At 66.9% G+C, this 15690-nt stretch carries 17 protein-coding genes and 2 tRNA genes; 9 read left to right on the top strand and 10 right to left on the bottom strand.

The window, feature by feature from the left end:
- The 3 genes from ettA to ACFC14_RS14245 all read right to left on the bottom strand — a co-directional run bounded on the left by ettA (position 1) and on the right by ACFC14_RS14245 (position 3120).
- On the bottom strand, positions 1-1680 hold the full coding sequence (gene ettA, locus ACFC14_RS14255) for an energy-dependent translational throttle protein EttA (protein WP_136043861.1): 1680 nt from the start codon (positions 1678-1680) through the stop codon (positions 1-3).
- Between the two features lie 341 nt (positions 1681-2021).
- Positions 2022-2519 (bottom strand): DUF6993 domain-containing protein, encoded by a 498-nt coding sequence (locus ACFC14_RS14250; protein ID WP_376105723.1) that lies wholly within the window; start codon positions 2517-2519, stop codon positions 2022-2024.
- An 85-nt stretch (positions 2520-2604) separates the two neighbouring features.
- Complete coding sequence (locus ACFC14_RS14245; RefSeq protein WP_376105720.1) at positions 2605-3120, bottom strand: single-stranded DNA-binding protein; 516 nt, start codon at positions 3118-3120, stop codon at positions 2605-2607.
- Positions 3121-3329: 209 nt separating this feature from the next.
- Here ACFC14_RS14245 and ACFC14_RS14240 point away from each other — a divergent pair, with 209 nt between their 5' ends.
- Positions 3330-3599 carry a hypothetical protein gene (locus tag ACFC14_RS14240; RefSeq protein ID WP_136043860.1) on the top strand — a complete coding sequence of 90 codons (270 nt, stop codon included), beginning with the start codon at positions 3330-3332 and terminating at the stop codon, positions 3597-3599.
- A gap of 80 nt (positions 3600-3679) precedes the next feature.
- On the opposite strand, the gene ACFC14_RS14235 is transcribed toward ACFC14_RS14240, so the two are convergent.
- A tRNA-Arg gene (locus ACFC14_RS14235) sits at positions 3680-3752 on the bottom strand.
- Positions 3753-3839: 87 nt separating this feature from the next.
- Between ACFC14_RS14235 and orn the strand changes: the two genes are divergently transcribed.
- The 6 genes from orn (at position 3840) to ACFC14_RS14205 (ending at position 6474) form a co-directional block, all read left to right on the top strand.
- Positions 3840-4466, top strand: coding sequence for an oligoribonuclease (gene orn, locus ACFC14_RS14230; protein ID WP_376105716.1), 627 nt, complete (start codon positions 3840-3842; stop codon positions 4464-4466).
- A 36-nt stretch (positions 4467-4502) separates the two neighbouring features.
- Positions 4503-4575, top strand: a tRNA-His gene (locus ACFC14_RS14225).
- Positions 4576-4665: 90 nt separating this feature from the next.
- Entirely contained in the window at positions 4666-5295 is a 630-nt protein-coding gene (locus tag ACFC14_RS14220; RefSeq protein ID WP_376105713.1) for a LysE family transporter, read from the top strand.
- 38 nt (positions 5296-5333) lie between these two features.
- Entirely contained in the window at positions 5334-5681 is a 348-nt protein-coding gene (locus ACFC14_RS14215; RefSeq protein WP_091036179.1) for a metallopeptidase family protein, read from the top strand.
- The gene (gene clpS, locus ACFC14_RS14210) at positions 5678-5974 is read left to right on the top strand and encodes an ATP-dependent Clp protease adapter ClpS (RefSeq protein ID WP_376105710.1); all 297 of its coding nucleotides are present in this window, start codon (positions 5678-5680) and stop codon (positions 5972-5974) included. The genes ACFC14_RS14215 and clpS overlap by 4 nt, the downstream gene beginning before the upstream one ends.
- Positions 5971-6474, top strand: a complete 504-nt coding sequence (locus ACFC14_RS14205; RefSeq protein ID WP_376105707.1) for a DUF2017 family protein — start codon at positions 5971-5973, stop codon at positions 6472-6474. Before clpS ends, ACFC14_RS14205 begins: the two co-directional genes overlap by 4 nt.
- A 1-nt stretch (position 6475) precedes the next feature.
- Here the strand turns inward: ACFC14_RS14205 and ACFC14_RS14200 are convergent, their stop codons facing one another.
- The 6 genes from ACFC14_RS14200 to gatC are packed head-to-tail and all read right to left on the bottom strand — an operon-like array spanning position 6476 to position 12027.
- Positions 6476-7057 carry a hypothetical protein gene (locus tag ACFC14_RS14200; protein WP_376105704.1) on the bottom strand — a complete coding sequence of 194 codons (582 nt, stop codon included), beginning with the start codon at positions 7055-7057 and terminating at the stop codon, positions 6476-6478.
- Positions 7041-7358 (bottom strand): hypothetical protein, encoded by a 318-nt coding sequence (locus ACFC14_RS14195; RefSeq protein WP_376105702.1) that lies wholly within the window; start codon positions 7356-7358, stop codon positions 7041-7043. Before ACFC14_RS14195 ends, ACFC14_RS14200 begins: the two co-directional genes overlap by 17 nt.
- A 37-nt stretch (positions 7359-7395) precedes the next feature.
- A complete protein-coding gene (dinB, locus tag ACFC14_RS14190) occupies positions 7396-8652 on the bottom strand; it encodes a DNA polymerase IV (RefSeq protein ID WP_376105699.1) in 1257 nt (418 codons plus the stop codon).
- Positions 8653-8699: 47 nt separating this feature from the next.
- On the bottom strand, positions 8700-10214 hold the full coding sequence (gene gatB, locus ACFC14_RS14185) for an Asp-tRNA(Asn)/Glu-tRNA(Gln) amidotransferase subunit GatB (RefSeq protein ID WP_376105696.1): 1515 nt from the start codon (positions 10212-10214) through the stop codon (positions 8700-8702).
- Positions 10214-11731, bottom strand: coding sequence for an Asp-tRNA(Asn)/Glu-tRNA(Gln) amidotransferase subunit GatA (gene gatA, locus ACFC14_RS14180; protein ID WP_376105693.1), 1518 nt, complete (start codon positions 11729-11731; stop codon positions 10214-10216). The genes gatB and gatA overlap by 1 nt, the downstream gene beginning before the upstream one ends.
- Positions 11728-12027, bottom strand: coding sequence for an Asp-tRNA(Asn)/Glu-tRNA(Gln) amidotransferase subunit GatC (gene gatC, locus ACFC14_RS14175; protein ID WP_376105690.1), 300 nt, complete (start codon positions 12025-12027; stop codon positions 11728-11730). The genes gatA and gatC overlap by 4 nt, the downstream gene beginning before the upstream one ends.
- 67 nt (positions 12028-12094) lie before the next feature.
- Here gatC and ACFC14_RS14170 point away from each other — a divergent pair, with 67 nt between their 5' ends.
- Together ACFC14_RS14170 and ACFC14_RS14165 are read left to right on the top strand one after the other, a co-directional pair.
- The gene (locus ACFC14_RS14170) at positions 12095-13795 is read left to right on the top strand and encodes a long-chain-fatty-acid--CoA ligase (RefSeq protein WP_376105687.1); all 1701 of its coding nucleotides are present in this window, start codon (positions 12095-12097) and stop codon (positions 13793-13795) included.
- 47 nt (positions 13796-13842) lie between these two features.
- Entirely contained in the window at positions 13843-15687 is a 1845-nt protein-coding gene (locus ACFC14_RS14165) for a DEAD/DEAH box helicase (protein ID WP_376105684.1), read from the top strand.
- The last annotated feature ends 3 nt before the right edge of the window (positions 15688-15690 follow it).

Raw genomic sequence — 15690 nt, 5'->3', positions numbered from 1 at the left:
TCAGTCGCGCGTCAGCTTGCGGTGCGTCGACCGGTGCGGCTTCGCGGCATCCGGTCCGAGGCGCTCGATCTTGTTCTCCTCGTACGCCTCGAAGTTGCCCTCGAACCAGTACCACTGGCCGGGATTCTCGTCGGTGCCCTCGTAGGCGAGGATGTGCGTCGCGATGCGGTCGAGGAACCACCGGTCGTGAGTGATCACCACAGCACAGCCGGGGAATTCGAGCAGGGCGTTCTCGAGCGAGCTCAGGGTTTCGACATCGAGGTCGTTGGTCGGCTCGTCGAGGAGCAGCAGGTTGCCACCCTCCTTGAGCGTCAACGCGAGGTTGAGACGGTTGCGCTCACCACCGGAGAGCACGCCGGCCTTCTTCTGCTGGTCCGGGCCCTTGAATCCGAACTTCGACACGTAAGCGCGGGACGGGATCTCGGTCTTGCCGACGGTGATGTAGTCCAGGCCGTCGGACACGACCTCCCACAGGGTCTTGTTCGGGTCGATGTTGGAACGCGACTGGTCGACGTAGCTGATCTTGACGGTCTCACCGATCTTCAGATCGCCGCCGTCGAGCGGCTCGAGACCCACGATCGTCTTGAAGAGCGTGGTCTTACCCACACCGTTGGGACCGATCACGCCGACGATGCCGTTCGGCGGCAGGCTGAAGCTGAGGTTATCGATCAGCACACGTCCGTCGAAGCCCTTCTGCAGCTTCTTGGCATCGATGACGATGCCACCCAGGCGCGGACCCGCGGGGATCTGGATCTCATCGAAGTCCAGCTTCCTGGTCCGCTCCGCCTCCGAAGCCATCTCCTCGTAGCGGGCGAGACGCGCCTTCGACTTGGTCTGGCGGCCCTTCGCGCTGGAACGGACCCACTCCAGCTCCTCCTTGAGGCGCTTGGCCAGCTTCGCGTCCTTCTTGCCCTGGACCTCGAGGCGTTCGCCCTTCTTCTCCAGGTAGGTCGAGTAGTTGCCCTCGTAGCCGATGAGACGGCCTCGGTCGACCTCGGCGATCCACTCGGCGACGTGGTCGAGGAAGTACCGGTCGTGGGTGATAGCGATCACGGCACCCTTGTAGGCCTGCAGGTGCTGCTCGAGCCAGAGCACACTCTCGGCGTCGAGGTGGTTGGTGGGCTCGTCGAGGAGCAGGAGGTCGGGTTTCTGCAGGAGCAGCTTCGCGAGCGCGACACGACGCTTCTCACCACCGGAGAGCGGGGCGATCGCGGCGTCGGCCGGAGGTGTGCGCAGCGCGTCCATGGCCTGATCGAGCTGCGAGTCGAGGTCCCAGCCGTCGGCAGCGTCGATCTCCTCCTGCAGCGTGCCCATCTCGGCGAGCAGGGCGTCGAAGTCGGCGTCGGGCTCGGCCATCAGCAGCGAGATCTCGTTGAAACGGTCGACCTTCGGCTTGATCGCGATGCCGTCCTGGATGTTCTCGATCACCGTCTTGGACTCATCGAGCTCCGGCTCCTGCATCAGGATGCCGACCGTGTAGCCCGGTGAGAGCTTCGCCTCGCCGTTCGACGGAGTGTCGAGACCGGCCATGATCTTGAGGATCGTCGACTTTCCGGCGCCGTTCGGACCGACCATGCCGATCTTCGCGCCGGGGAGGAACGCCATGGTGACGTCGTCGAGGATGAGCTTCTCGCCCACTGCCTTACGCGCACGCACCATCGAGTAGATGTACTCAGCCATACCGTTTAAACACCTTTGCTGATCAGAATCGAACCTGCCGTCGCACTGCTGAAGCGGTGCGGAAATCTACCTAAGACTACCTCCGGGTCGGCGGTCAGACGATTCCCCGGCGCCTGCACTGATCTCCGCCGTCTGCCGGGCTCCACGCGCGTCCTAGGTCATCGACGAGTTCGGTCGCGAACCCGCGGACCTTCAGCACACCTCGGATGACGGAGTCGACCTCCTCTGGCACATCCTCGGGTCGTGCGCACTCCGTGGAGAACGCACCCTCGGGCGTATCGACAACGGCGACCCAGCGCCGCGCCTCGACCGGAAACACCTCAACGCGCACCAGCACGTGCTCACCAGTCGATCGGACGTGTGGTGCCGACCAGGCAGCGGCCCTCGGCCAGCTGCGGCATCACGACCGTGACGACACGTCCGGTGGACGGGCCCACTTGACCGACGAGGCACTCGTTGTCACCCCATCGCACGGAGAACTGCAGGCTCTCAGCCGGGTTGCCCACCGTCGACTGGTCTTGGGTCACCTGCATGGCCTTCCGATCGAATCCCGCCGTGACGAGAGCGTCGATGTACGCACGCCCGGCCCCGCGCTGATCGGTTGCCCACACGCGCTCCGCGACCGCGGTGAAGACCGGGAGGTTCTCCTCCGCAGCGCCGTCAGGTACGAGCGTCGGTTCCGCAGGAGTCGTCGTCCCGGGCGTCGGCGACGCAACAGCCGTGGGAGAGGCAGAGGGGCCGGGAGTCGGCGCGCAGGCGGAGAGCAGCAGGAGCGCGGCGATCGAAGCCGCGAGGGCACCGGCCGCGCGCGGCGACGAGAAGACCGAACGACGAAGCACACGCCGAGTCTACGTCGCCGCGCAATCGGTCCCTGCCCGCCGGCGCGCCCCGCACGCCCCGATCGGGCGCGAAGCCGGAACACCCTTAGGACATGGCACCCGCGGCCGGGCCCGGGGCAGCCCATGACAGGTCCAGCGGCTCAGAATCGTGCATCGCCTGCTCCGACCCGGCATCGTCATCCACCGCTTCCTCCGGGCTGTTCCCCTCTGCAGTCGACGTCGCATCGAGGCCCGCCGCAGCCGGACGTGACTGCGGTCGATAAGCCGTCGTGCCCCACCGAAGGTCATGTCCGATGGCATCCGCATCGATGTCGACGCTCGTGCCGTGCTTGCCGTTGCTCTCCCAGTTGCGGATCTTCAGCCGGCCGGTGACGATCACGCTGTCGCCGGTTCGCAACGATGCCTTCGCATTCTCGCCGAGGCTTCGGAACGCGGCCACCGAGAACCAGTTGGTCCCGGCATCCGTCCACTCCTGCGTGGCGGCGTCGAAACGGCGATGGGTGCTCGCGAGACGGAAGTTCGTGACCGGCACTCCTCCCCCGGTCTGACCCTGGGTCGGATCCGTGGCGACTCTTCCCACGATGGTGACCATGTCGATCATGTGCTGTCCTCTCGTCGACCGGAGCGGTACTCGTCCGGATCGCTCCAGCCTGTCTCTCGCCACCCCCGACCACGCACACGAAAACCGCGAAACGTGGACAGCCCTCGTTGTCGCCGTCCTGTGCAGAAAGGGCAGATCACAGCGCGTGTCGCGACGGCCACTCGAATGTCGGTGGTCGGTCATAGCTTCGAATCATGAAAGGAGTTCCGATGTCCGAAAGCTTGACCACCTCTCTCCCCGACGTCCCGTACGCGACGCCTCGGCTCTCTTCTCCCCGCGAGCACCTAGTCCGCGCAGCCGACCACCTCTGGCGGGTGCAGGATCGGCGGGAGCATGTCCTGGGCCACCTGCGCGTCGTCGCCGACCCGCTCGGGCTCCGCTATCGCGCCGAGCGCCTGCACCTCGCGACCGGGGTCTTCCGCGTCGTCGGTGAGTTCTGGCGCGTGGACGACGCGGTCGCTGCCCTTCGCTACTCCTGAGCTGGGGTGACTTCGCCCCGCGATGGGGGTGCCTCAGGAGCGACGTACTCGCGTCCCGTCCGGCGCAGATCCGGTAAGGGTGCCCCCGGCAGGATTCGAACCTGCGACCAAGAGATTAGAAGGCTCCTGCTCTATCCCCTGAGCTACGGAGGCGCACTCTTCTAGAGTATCGCGGACCCGACGATGCTCGCGGAACGGCGTCACGGCGGACGATGTCCGACCCGTCGATAGGATGGCGGCATGGTATCTGCGTCCGAGAACGATCGTCTCGTATGGATCGACTGCGAGATGACGGGACTCGATCTCTCGGTCGATGAGCTCGTGGAGATCGCTGTCGTCATCACCGATTTCGAGCTCAATCCCGTCGATCCGGGTTTCCAGGTGGTGATCCGTCCCGGCGCTGCGGCACTCGAGCACATGAACGACTTCGTGACGAAGATGCACGAGACCTCCGGCCTGATCCAGGAGATACCGCACGGGGTCTCCCTCGAAGAGGCAGAAGCGCAGACGCTCGCATATATCAAGCGGTTCGTGCCGCTCGAACGCAAGGCGCCCCTCGCGGGCAACACGATCGGCACCGACCGGATGTTCCTCGCGAAGTACATGCCGCAGGTCGACCAGTGGCTGCACTACAGGAACGTCGACGTCTCCAGCATCAAGGAGCTCTCGCGGCGCTGGTACCCGCGCGTCTTCTTCCAGGCACCGCTCAAAGACGGCGGACACCGAGCGCTCGCCGACATCCTGGAGTCGATCCGCGAACTCCGCTACTACCGCGAAGCCGTCTTCGTCGACGAGCCCGGGCCGTCGAGCGACGACGCCCGCGAGATCGCCACCCGCACGGTGTCCGAGTTCACTCCGAACATGTAATAGACTCGTATGGTTGCCTGCTCCGGCGGGCACATGGTGGGTATAGCTCAGCTGGTAGAGCGCTGGCTTGTGGTGCCGGATGTCGCGGGTTCGAGTCCCGTTACTCACCCTCAGGAAGAAGGCCCGAACCGTATGGTTCGGGCCTTCTTCGCATCCCGCGGTGGACGGCCCATTCGCAACGACGCCGTAGACTTGCGTGGTGTCGCTCGCGGTCTGGTTCTCCCTGCTCACCGCGTCAGTGGTCATCAGCTTCACCCCGGGGGCCGGCGCCATCAACACGATGTCGAATGCGCTGAACCAGGGCTGGAAGCGCTCGATCTGGGGAATCATCGGGCAGCAGATCGCTTTGGTCGTGCATGTGGCGATCGTCGCCGCGGGGGTCGGTCTTCTCGTCTCGCGCTCGGAGTTCCTGTTCAACGCCATCCGATACGCCGGGGCGGCCTACCTCGTGTTCCTCGGCATCCGTCTGATCCTCGCGAAACCCGCAGCCGCCCTCGATGATGCGCCGGTGCCGATCGACGCCCGAGAGAGTCACTGGTCGATGATCCGCCGAGGATTCTGGGTGAACCTCTTGAACCCGAAGGCGATCGTGTTCTTCCTGGCATTCATCCCTCAGTTCATCCGTCTCGATGAGCCCCCGGTACCGCAGTACCTGACCCTGATCGCCACGGTGATAGTGGTCGACGTCATCGTGATGTGGGGGTTCTTCGCAGCTGCGGCCCGCCCGTTCCGACAGTTCACACGGTCCCTGCGCGGCCAACGCATCCTCAACCTGGTGTTCGGCGTGCTGTTCATCGCGGTGGCCGGCGTGCTCGTCCTGCTGCACTGATCCGACGCGAGGGCCCGCGCGCCTCTAGGCTGGACAGGATGGACATGGATGCCGCGGCCTTCGAAGAACTGGTGATCGACGAGCTCGACCTCCTGCCCGACGACATGGTCGAGGGACTGGAGAACGTCGTGTTCGTCGTCGAAGACCGGCCCGAAGACGGCAGCCTGGATCTGCTGGGCCTCTACGACGGTCTGGCGCTCACCGAACGCACGCAATACGGGATGGGTGAACTTCCCGACCGGATCGTCCTCTATCGTGAGCCGCATCTCGCCCAGTGCGAGACCGAGCACGAGCTTCGCGACGAGATTCACACGACCCTGGTCCACGAGATCGCTCACTTCTACGGCATCGATGATGAGCAGCTGCACGAGATGGGCTGGGCATGACGCTGCCTACGGCACATCCCGAGCTCGATGAGATCACCGACCTCAGCGCAGCACCGCTCGAGCCGTGGCAGGTCGTGGTGTGGAATGACCCCGTCAACCTCATGAGCTATGTGGTTCGCGTGTTCCGGACGTACTTCGGTTACTCGCTCGAACACGCCACCGCCCTGATGCTCGCCGTGCACAACGAAGGGCACGCGATCGTCTCCACGGGACCGCGCGAGACGATGGAGGTGCATGCGCAGGCCATGCATGACTTCGGACTCTGGGCGACCGTCAGGAAGGCCCCGCTGTGAGCGCCGGCATCATCGTCGTGCCCATCACCGTGATCGAGGAGTTCCACCTCGCCCGGCTCGTCGAGGACTTCATCGAGCTCGTCGGCGATTCACGAGGCACCGACGACCCGGCCATCGCCCGACTGACCCCGAATCCCTACCCCGAAGACTCCGACGCCGCCGCCGAGTTCACCGATGCCACGCGCGACGACCTCCTCGATCGTCGTCTCGCGGACGCGCGCATCGTCCGCGCTGCACTGGCCGAGTATTCGACCGACATCGACTCCCTCCCCGAAGAAGACGCGCTTGACATGCGAGAGATCCTCATCACGATGGAGCGTCTCGATGCTTGGCTTCGAACCCTCACCGCGATCCGACTCGTCATCGCCACCAGACTCGGAATCACTTCTGACGACCAGAGCGGCCAAGACGGCCGTCACGACGTCTACGAGTGGGTCGGCTATCGGCTCGAGCTGATCATCCAGGCCGCCGACGAGGCAGAGTCCGCCTCCAACACCTGACCTACGGAACGTCGACGATCCGAGTGGCCAGCGCGCGAGGGTCGTCCCGATCGATGTGACGGCGTTCCTGAGCTGCCCAACGATCCCAATGCGGGCGGTACGTGTCGCCGTCCCGGTTCAGCGCCCGAGCCTTGCGCGATTCCTCTGCAGACTCGACCCAGACCCGGACGTCGGCGAGAGCGGCCGTCGACGGCCGCAGGATTCCGCTGCCCTCGATGATGACGCCGAGTGCCGGATCGACCGCGTGGCTCTCCGCCTCGGTCTCCGCCTCCCAATCCCAACGCCGCCAGGTACCCAGGTAGCCGCGACCGTGCGGCCGCAGGATCCACTCGAGCGCACGTGCGGCACCGTCGTCGAGCCCGTCCCACCCGGGGTAGATCGAGTCGAGGGCGATGAGCTGCACGTGACCGAGCACGGGCCAGCGTCGGACGAGTCTCGCAGCGAGGGAAGACTTCCCTCCGCCGCTGCCTCCATCGATCAGCACGACAGGGTTCGCTGCCGCAACGGCACGGACGTCGTGTTCGATCAGTGCCGCGGCGCGCTCCAAAGCCGTCGCGACGGGGTCGTCACTTCTTGAGGGCACGGATGATGCGAACGAGAGCCCGCCCGGCGACCCAGACGAACGGCACCGCGACGAGGAGCAGTGTGACGATGTTGGGTTCGAACCGGAGACCCTCTTCTCTCCGGACGTAGACTCCGACCGGAACGGAGACACCACCACCGCCGCCACCTTCGGCGCCGTCTCCGCTGCCCCCGCCGAATCCGGAGTAGGTGAATGCGACGGGAGTGATGCTGACTCCGTCGACGTCCTGCGGCTCTCCGTACGCGCTCTTCACGCCGAAGGACGCTGCTTGCTTTCCGAGTTCCAGTGCGATGTTCGGCATACCTCCACGGTAGCCGAGGAACGCGGCGCGCGTGAGATCAATCCAGGCCGTGCGCCTTGGGATGCTGTGCGGCACCTCTGCCGCCTGCGCGACCGATGTGTCGTGCACGGCTGATCGTCGCCGTGCCGAAGCGCGCGACAGCCTCATCGACGGCACCTTCGAGCTTGCGCCAATCCTCGTCATCGTCCCAGAGTCCCAAACCGCCACCACCGGCCGGGCGCAGGTTCTCGGCACGGACGCCGACGAGTCGCACCGGATCCCGGCGATCGATCTGCTCGAACAGCGTCTGGGCGGCCTCACCGATCCGCTGGCCTACGGCCGTGGGCTCGCTCAGCGTCTGAGATCGGCTGAGTGTGCGGAAGTCGTCGAACCGGATCTTGATGGCTACGGTCGATGTCTCCCACTGTGCGCGACGGAGCCGGGCCGCCACCCGGTCCGCGAGGCGGAGCAGCTCGGCACGGAGGAACGCACGGTCGAGGATGTCCGTCTCGAAGGTCTCCTCATGACCGATGCTCTTCTCCACGCGCTCGGTGTCGACGGCGCGGGCGTCCTGTCCCATCGCGAGCTGCGCGAGCCGGGCGCTCAGGGCGGGACCCACAGCGCGTTCGACCATCTCGGGTGGAGCATCACGGACATCCTGTACCGTCCGAATGCCTCGCGCCTCCAGCGCCTCTGCGGCCTTCGGGCCGACGCCCCACATCGCACGGACCGGTCGCGGCGCGAGGAAGTCGAGCGTGTCGTGCGCCGCGACGACGAGCATGCCGTCGGGCTTGGAGATCGTCGAGGCCATCTTGGCGACGTGCTTGGTGGCAGCGACGCCCACGCTGCAGGTGATTCCGACCTCGTCGAGGACCCGTGCCCGGATGAGTTCAGCGATTCGAGCGGGACTCCCCCAGAGTCGGCGCACACCCTGCACGTCGAGGAAGGCCTCGTCGACCGACAGCGGCTCCACGAGCGGTGTGAACGACTCGAAGATCGCCATCACCTGCCTCGAGACCTCCTGATACCGGTGGAAATGAGGGGGCACGATACGAGCCGAAGGACACAGTCGGAGTGCCTGCGACACGGGCATCGCCGCGCGGACGCCGTAACGGCGGGCCTCGTACGAGGCGCTCGAGACGACCGACCGGCCGTCCGGTGCACCGATGATCAGTGGAAGCCCACGCAGGCCGGGGTCGTCGAGCACTTCGACGGCCGCGTAGAACGCGTCCATATCGACGTGGAGGATACGCGTTCCGGTGTCGTCGGCGTCGACTGCGGAGACGATCCGCCCCCTGCCGTCACCGTGTCCCATACGACCATTCTCCCCCGGGCCTCCGACAGAAGGCCCGGGGGCACGCGCTACTGGGCAGCGCGCTCGAGGATGAGTTCGCGGACGCGGGCGGCGTCCGCCTGACCCTTCATCGCCTTCATGACGGCTCCGATCACGGCGCCGGCAGCTTGTACCTTGCCGTCCTTGATCTTCGCCATCACGTCGGGCTGTGCGGCGAGAGCCTCGTCGATGGCGGCGATCAGCGCACCGTCGTCGGACACGACCGCAAGACCGCGAGCGTCGACGACCTCCTGTGGCGTGCCCTCGCCGGCGATGACACCTTCGAGAACCTGACGCGCGAGCTTGTCGGTGAGCGTTCCCGCGTCGACGAGCTGCTGCAGGGCGGCGACGTTCTCCGGGCTGATCAGTTCGGTGGCGTCCTTCTCCTGCGCGTTCGCGAGCCGGGAGATCTCACCCGTCCACCACTTGCGTGCGGTGGCCGGTGTCGCGCCGGCCGCGATCGTCGCTTCGACGACCTCGAGCAGTCCGCCGTTGCGGACGTCCTGGAACTCCAGGTCGGTGAAGCCCCACTCGGTCATCAGACGGCGACGACGGGCGACCGGCTGCTCGGGGAGGGCCGCGCGCAGCTCCTCGATCAGCTCGGCGGCCGGCTCGACGGGCAGCAGGTCGGGCTCGGGGAAGTACCGGTAGTCGTCCGCATCCGACTTCGGACGACCCGGCGAGGTGGTGCCGGTGTCCTCGTGCCAGTGCCGCGTCTCCTGCGTGATCGTTCCACCGTCGGCGAGGATCTGCGCCTGCCGCTGGATCTCGTACTTCACGGCGCGCTCGACGGAGCGCATCGAGTTGACGTTCTTCGTCTCGGTGCGGGTGCCGAGCTTGTCCGTACCGCGCGGACGCAGCGAGACGTTCGCGTCGCAGCGCAGGTTGCCGCGCTCCAGCCGAGCCTCGGAGATGCCCAGTCCGCGGACGATGTCGCGGATCGCCTGCACGTAGGCCTTGGCGACCTCGGGTGCGCGGTGCTCGGTGCCGTAGATGATGTTCGTCACGATCTCGACGAGCGGCACTCCCGCACGGTTGTAATCGACCAGCGAGTACTCGGCGCCCTGGATGCGGCCGGTCGCTCCACCCATATGGGTGAGCTTGCCGGCGTCCTCCTCCATGTGCGCGCGCTCGATCGGGATGGTGATGAGCGTCCCGTCCTCGAGCTCGACCTCGACCGATCCGTCGTACGCGATCGGCTCGTCGTACTGCGAGATCTGGTAGTTCTTGCCCAGGTCGGGGTAGAAGTAGTTCTTCCGGGCGAACCGGCTCGAGTCCGCGATCGAGCAGCCGAGAGCGAGGCCCAGGCTGATCGACGAGCGGATCGCGGTCTCGTTGACGACCGGCAGCGACCCGGGAAGGCCGAGGTCGACCGGCGCGATCAACGTGTTCGGCTCGGCGGCGTGATAGGCCTCGTTGGCCGGGTTCGGCGCGTCGGAGAACATCTTCGTGTTCGTGTTGAGCTCGACGTGCACCTCGAATCCGAGGACCGGCTCGAACAGCTCGAGCGCCTTGTCGAAGTCCATGAGCTTGGCGGCGGCCATCAGCGGTTCCCTCCTGCGAGCTGCGGTGCGCGGGTGAGCAAAGGCGCACCCCACGAGTCGACGAGCAGCGTCTCGAGCGCGGCGCCGACCTTGTAGAGACGGGCGTCCTCGCGTGCCGGAGCGATGAACTGGATGCCGACGGGCAGACCGTCGTCGTCCGCCAGACCGCTCGGGATGGAGATACCCGGCACGCCGGCGAGGTTCACCGGGATCGTCGTGATGTCGTTGAGGTACATCTGCAGCGGGTCGTCGATCTTCTCACCGAGCTTGAACGCCGTGGTCGGGGCCGAGGGCGTCGCGATGACGTCGACCTCGGCGAACGCGTTCGCGAAGTCCTGCTGGATGAGCGTGCGGACCTTCTGCGCGCTGCCGTAGTACGCGTCGTAATACCCGGCCGACAGCGCGTAGGTGCCGAGGATGATGCGGCGCTTGACCTCGTCGCCGAAGCCGGCGTCGCGGGTCGCGGACATGACGTCTTCGACCGTGGGGTTGCCGTCGGGCGTCACGCGCAGGCCGAACCGCACCGAGTCGAACTTCGCGAGGTTGCTCGATGCCTCCGCGGGGAGGATCAGGTAGTAGGCGGCGACTCCGTACTCGAAGTGCGGTGCACCGATCTCGACGATCTCGGCGCCCTGCGCCTCCATCAGCGCGAGAGCGCTGCGGAACGATGCCGCGACACCGGGCTGGAAGCCGCTGTCCGGAAGCTCGCGGATCACGCCGACCTTGAGTCCTTTGAGCACGTCGCCCCGCGCGCCCTCACGAGCGGCTTCGGCGAACGACGGCCAGGCATCGCGCAGCGACGTGGAGTCTTTCGGGTCGTGTCCGCCGATGGCGTCGTGCAGCAGACCGGAGTCGAGGACCGTCCGGGAGACGGGTCCGACCTGGTCGAGGCTGGAGGCGAGGGCGATCGCACCGTAGCGGCTCACGCCGCCGTACGTCGGCTTCACACCCACCGTGCCTGTGACGTGGGCGGGCTGACGGATCGAGCCGCCGGTGTCGGAGCCGAGCGCAAGGGGCGCTTCAAAGGCCGCGACAGCCGCAGCCGAACCGCCGCCGGAGCCGCCCGGGATCCGGTCGAGGTCCCAGGGGTTGCGAGTGGGGCCGTACGCCGAGTGCTCGGTCGACGAACCCATGGCGAACTCGTCCATGTTGGTCTTACCGAGCGGGATGAGTCCCGCGGCACGGGAACGCGCGACGACCGTGGCGTCGTACGGAGAACGGTAGCCCTCCAGGATGCGCGAGCCGCTGGTGGTCGGCTGGTCGGTCGTGACGAGCACGTCCTTGATCGCGAGCGGCACGCCGGCGAGCGGGCCGAGGTGCTCCCCTGCGGCGCGACGGGCATCGATCGCGGCAGCAGCCTCGAGCGCGCCCTCGTTGACGTGCAGGAAGGCATGCACATCGCCGTCGACGGCGGCGATGCGGTCGAGATGAGCCTGCGTCGCCTCGACGCTCGACACCTCGCCGGAAGCGAGCTTGGTGGCAAGATCCGCCGCGTTCAGCCGGATGATGTCGCTCACTGCTCTTCTCCCAGGATCGCGGTGACGCGGAAGCGGCCGTCGGCGGCATCCGGGGCGTTCTGGAGCACCTGCTCGTGCGTGAGGGTCTGCCCGACCACGTCGGGTCGGAAGACATTGCTCAGCGGGATCGGGTGGCTCGTCGCGGCGATATCGTCCGTCGCGACCTCCGAGACCTTCGCGATGTTGTCGACGATCGCGTCGAGCTGGCCCGTGAGCCGCGACACCTCGTCGTCGTTCAGCTGGATGCGTGCGAGCACACCGAGATGGCGCACGAGTTCAGGGGTGATTTCAGACACTCCCCCAGTCTAGTTGGCGCGCTCCGCACTCCTCCGCCCCACCAGGTGCGAGACATATGCTGGGCGGGTGAGCACGTTCCAGCCCCCTCGCCCGTGGATCGACAGCTATGCCGCAGGAGTCCCCGAAGACCTCCCTCCCGTCGACGGCTCGCTCGTCGACATCGTCGCCGCGTCCGCACGCGACTACCCGGATGCCCCCGCCCTCCAGTTCTTCGGCCGCGAGACGACCTACGCGGAACTCCAGGCAGCGATCGACCGCGCCGCAGCCGGCCTTCGCGACCTCGGGGTCCGCGCCGGCGACCCGGTCGCCATCGTGCTGCCGAACTGCCCTCAGCACATCGTCGCGTTCTACGCCGTGCTCCGTCTCGGTGCCGTCGTCGTCGAGCACAATCCGCTCTACACGCCGCGCGAGTTGCGGAAGCAGTTCGAGGATCACGGCGCGAAGCACGCGATCGTGTGGAACAAGGTCGTCTCGACGGTGCAGGAGTTCCCGGCGGATCTGGCCGTCACGAACCTCGTCTCGGTCGACGTGACGCGCGCCATGCCGTTCCTCACCCGATTCGCCCTTCGGCTACCCGTCGCCAAGGCCCGCGAATCGCGCGCCGCCTTGACCGAGAAGGTGCGCGGCACCGTCGCGTGGGATTCCCTCCTGACCTCGGAGCCGATCCCCGCTTCGCATCCGGCGCCGAGCACGGACGATCTCGCGATCATCCAGTACACCTCCGGCACCACGGGAACGCCGAAGGGCGCCGCGCTCACGCACCGCAACCTGCTGGCCAACGCCGCACAGGCGCAGGCCTGGGTGCCCTCGATCCGTCGCGGCAACGGATGCGTCGTCTATGCAGTCCTGCCCATGTTCCACGCGTACGGGCTCACGCTGTGCTTGACATTCGCGATGTCGATGGGCGCCAGACTCGTGCTGTTCCCCAAGTTCGACCCGGACCTCGTGCTCGACGTCGTCAAGAAGCACCCCGCGACGTTCCTGCCGCTCGTGCCGCCCATCGCGGACCGCCTCCTCGCCGCGGCGAAGGACAAGGGTGTGTCCCTCGACGGCATCGAGGTCGCGATCTCCGGAGCCATGGCACTGCCGCACGAGCTGGTCGTGCCGTTCGAGGAAGCCACCCACGGCTACCTCGTCGAGGGTTACGGGCTCAGCGAGTGCTCGCCGGTGCTGATGGCGAATCCGGTCGCGGACAACCGCGTACCCGGGACCGTCGGGCTCCCCCTGCCCGGGACCGAATGCCGCGTGGTGGATCCGGAGAACCCGAGCGAAGACGTGCCGGCGGGCTCAGCCGGAGAGCTCGTCGTTCGCGGGCCGCAGGTGTTCTCGGGGTACTACGGCAAGCCCGAGGAGACCGAAGCCGCCTTCGTCGACGGGTGGTACCGCACGGGCGACATCGTCACGATCGACGACGCCGGTTTCGTGCGCATCGTCGATCGCATCAAGGAGCTCATCATCACCGGCGGCTTCAACGTGGCCCCGACCGAGGTCGAGAACGCGCTGCGCCAGCACCCGCAGGTCGCCGACGCTGCTGTGATCGGCCTGCCGAGCGAGCACTCCGGCGAGGAGGTCGTCGCGGCCATCGTGGTCGATGCCGATACCGATGTCGACGTGGAGGCGATCCGCGAGTTCGCCCGCAGCATCCTCACTCCGTACAAGGTCCCGCGACGCGTGTTCGTGGTCGACGAGCTTCCGAAGTCGCTGATCGGCAAGGTGCTCCGACGCCAGGTGAAGGAGAAGCTGGTCGCGCTGAACACCGGCGCCTGAGGCCGGCCTCACAGGCACCGGGCGCTGCGGCGCGCTACCCTTGGGAAGTGACCCCTGAAGATGCAGTGCTGACCGACGCCCCCGAGGACTCCCCCGCGACCCCCGGATTCGAGGAGCTCGGCATCACCGGGCCCGTCCTCAAAGCCATCAAGGACCTCGGCTACGAGACCCCATCGCCCATCCAGGCGGCGACCATCCCCACGCTCCTCGCCGGCCGCGACGTCGTCGGCATGGCGCAGACCGGTACCGGCAAGACGGCGGCGTTCGCACTCCCCGTGCTCGAGCGCCTCGACGTCTCGCAGAAGACCCCGCAAGCTCTCGTGCTCGCTCCCACCCGTGAGCTCGCGCTCCAGGTGTGCGAGGCATTCGAGTCTTACGCCTCCAAGATGAAGGGCGTCCACGTCCTCCCCGTCTACGGCGGACAGGGCTACGGCGTGCAGCTGTCGGCTCTGCGCCGCGGCGTCCACGTCATCGTCGGAACTCCCGGCCGCATCATGGACCACCTCGCCAAGGGCACGCTCGACCTGTCGCAGCTGCAGTACCTCGTGCTCGACGAAGCCGACGAGATGCTGAAGATGGGCTTCGCGGAGGACGTGGAGCAGATCCTCGCGCAGACCCCCGAGGAGAAGCAGGTCGCGCTGTTCTCGGCGACCATGCCGCCGCAGATCCGCCGCCTCGCGCAGAAGTACCTGCGCGACCCGGAAGAGATCAGCATCAAGTCCAAGACCGCGACCGGCACGAACATCACGCAGCGCTACCTCGTGGTGTCGTATGCGCAGAAGGTCGACGCCCTCACCCGCATCCTCGAAGTCGAGAACTTCGACGGGATGATCGTGTTCGTCCGCACCAAGAACGAGACCGAGACGCTGGCCGAGAAGCTGCGCGCCCGCGGATACTCCGCGGCTGCCATCAACGGCGACGTGCCCCAGGTGCAGCGTGAGCGCAGTGTCAACCAGCTCAAGGACGGCAAGCTGGACATCCTCGTCGCGACCGATGTGGCTGCCCGCGGTCTGGACGTCGAGCGCATCAGCCACGTCGTCAACTTCGACATCCCCACCGACACCGAGTCGTACGTGCACCGCATCGGACGCACCGGACGCGCCGGACGTTCGGGCGACGCGATCAGCTTCATCACGCCCCGCGAGCGCTACCTGCTGAAGCACATCGAGAAGGCCACGCGTCAGCAGCCCGCTCAGATGCAGCTGCCCAGCACCGAAGACGTGAACACCACGCGTCTGAACCGCTTCGACGACGCGATCACCACCGCGCTGTCCGAGACCGGCCGCATCGATGCCTTCCGCGATATCGTCGCCCATTACGTCCGTCACCACGACGTTCCCGAGGCCGACGTGGCAGCAGCTCTCGCCGTGGTGGCTCAGGGCGACAAGCCTCTGCTCCTCGATCCGGCCAACGATCCGCTGACGAAGGCTGTCGAAGCCGACAATCGTCCCCCGCGCGAGCGCACGGGACGGGACACGCGTGAGTCCCGCGAGCCGCGCGAGCGTCGGGGTCGTGGCGACTACACGGCCTACCGCATCGAGGTGGGTCGCCGTCACCGGGTCGAGCCCCGCCAGATCGTCGGTGCCCTCGCGAACGAAGGCGGCCTCGGCCGTGACGACTTCGGTGCGATCAACATCCGTCCCGATTTCTCAGTCGTCGAACTTCCGGCGAACATGAGCCCGGCAGTGCTGGAGAAGCTCCGCGACACTCGGATCTCGGGCCGACTGATCGAGATCAAGCCCGACCGCGGCCCCGCTGGCGCCCGCCGCAACGGCCCTCGTGAGGGCGGCCGCGATGCGGGAGACCGGTTCGAGCGTCGCGACCGCGACGACCGTCCGGCTCGCGACAACCGCGACGAAAAGCCGTTCCGCAAGCCCCGCCACAAGAGCTGACAC

It is taken from the genome of Microbacterium sp. NPDC055988 (assembly GCF_042269505.1).
In the GTDB taxonomy this organism is placed as follows: Bacteria; Actinomycetota; Actinomycetes; order Actinomycetales; family Microbacteriaceae; genus Microbacterium.
The sequence above is the reverse complement of the archived record's forward strand: the minus strand, read 5'-3'. Positions and strand labels throughout refer to the sequence as shown.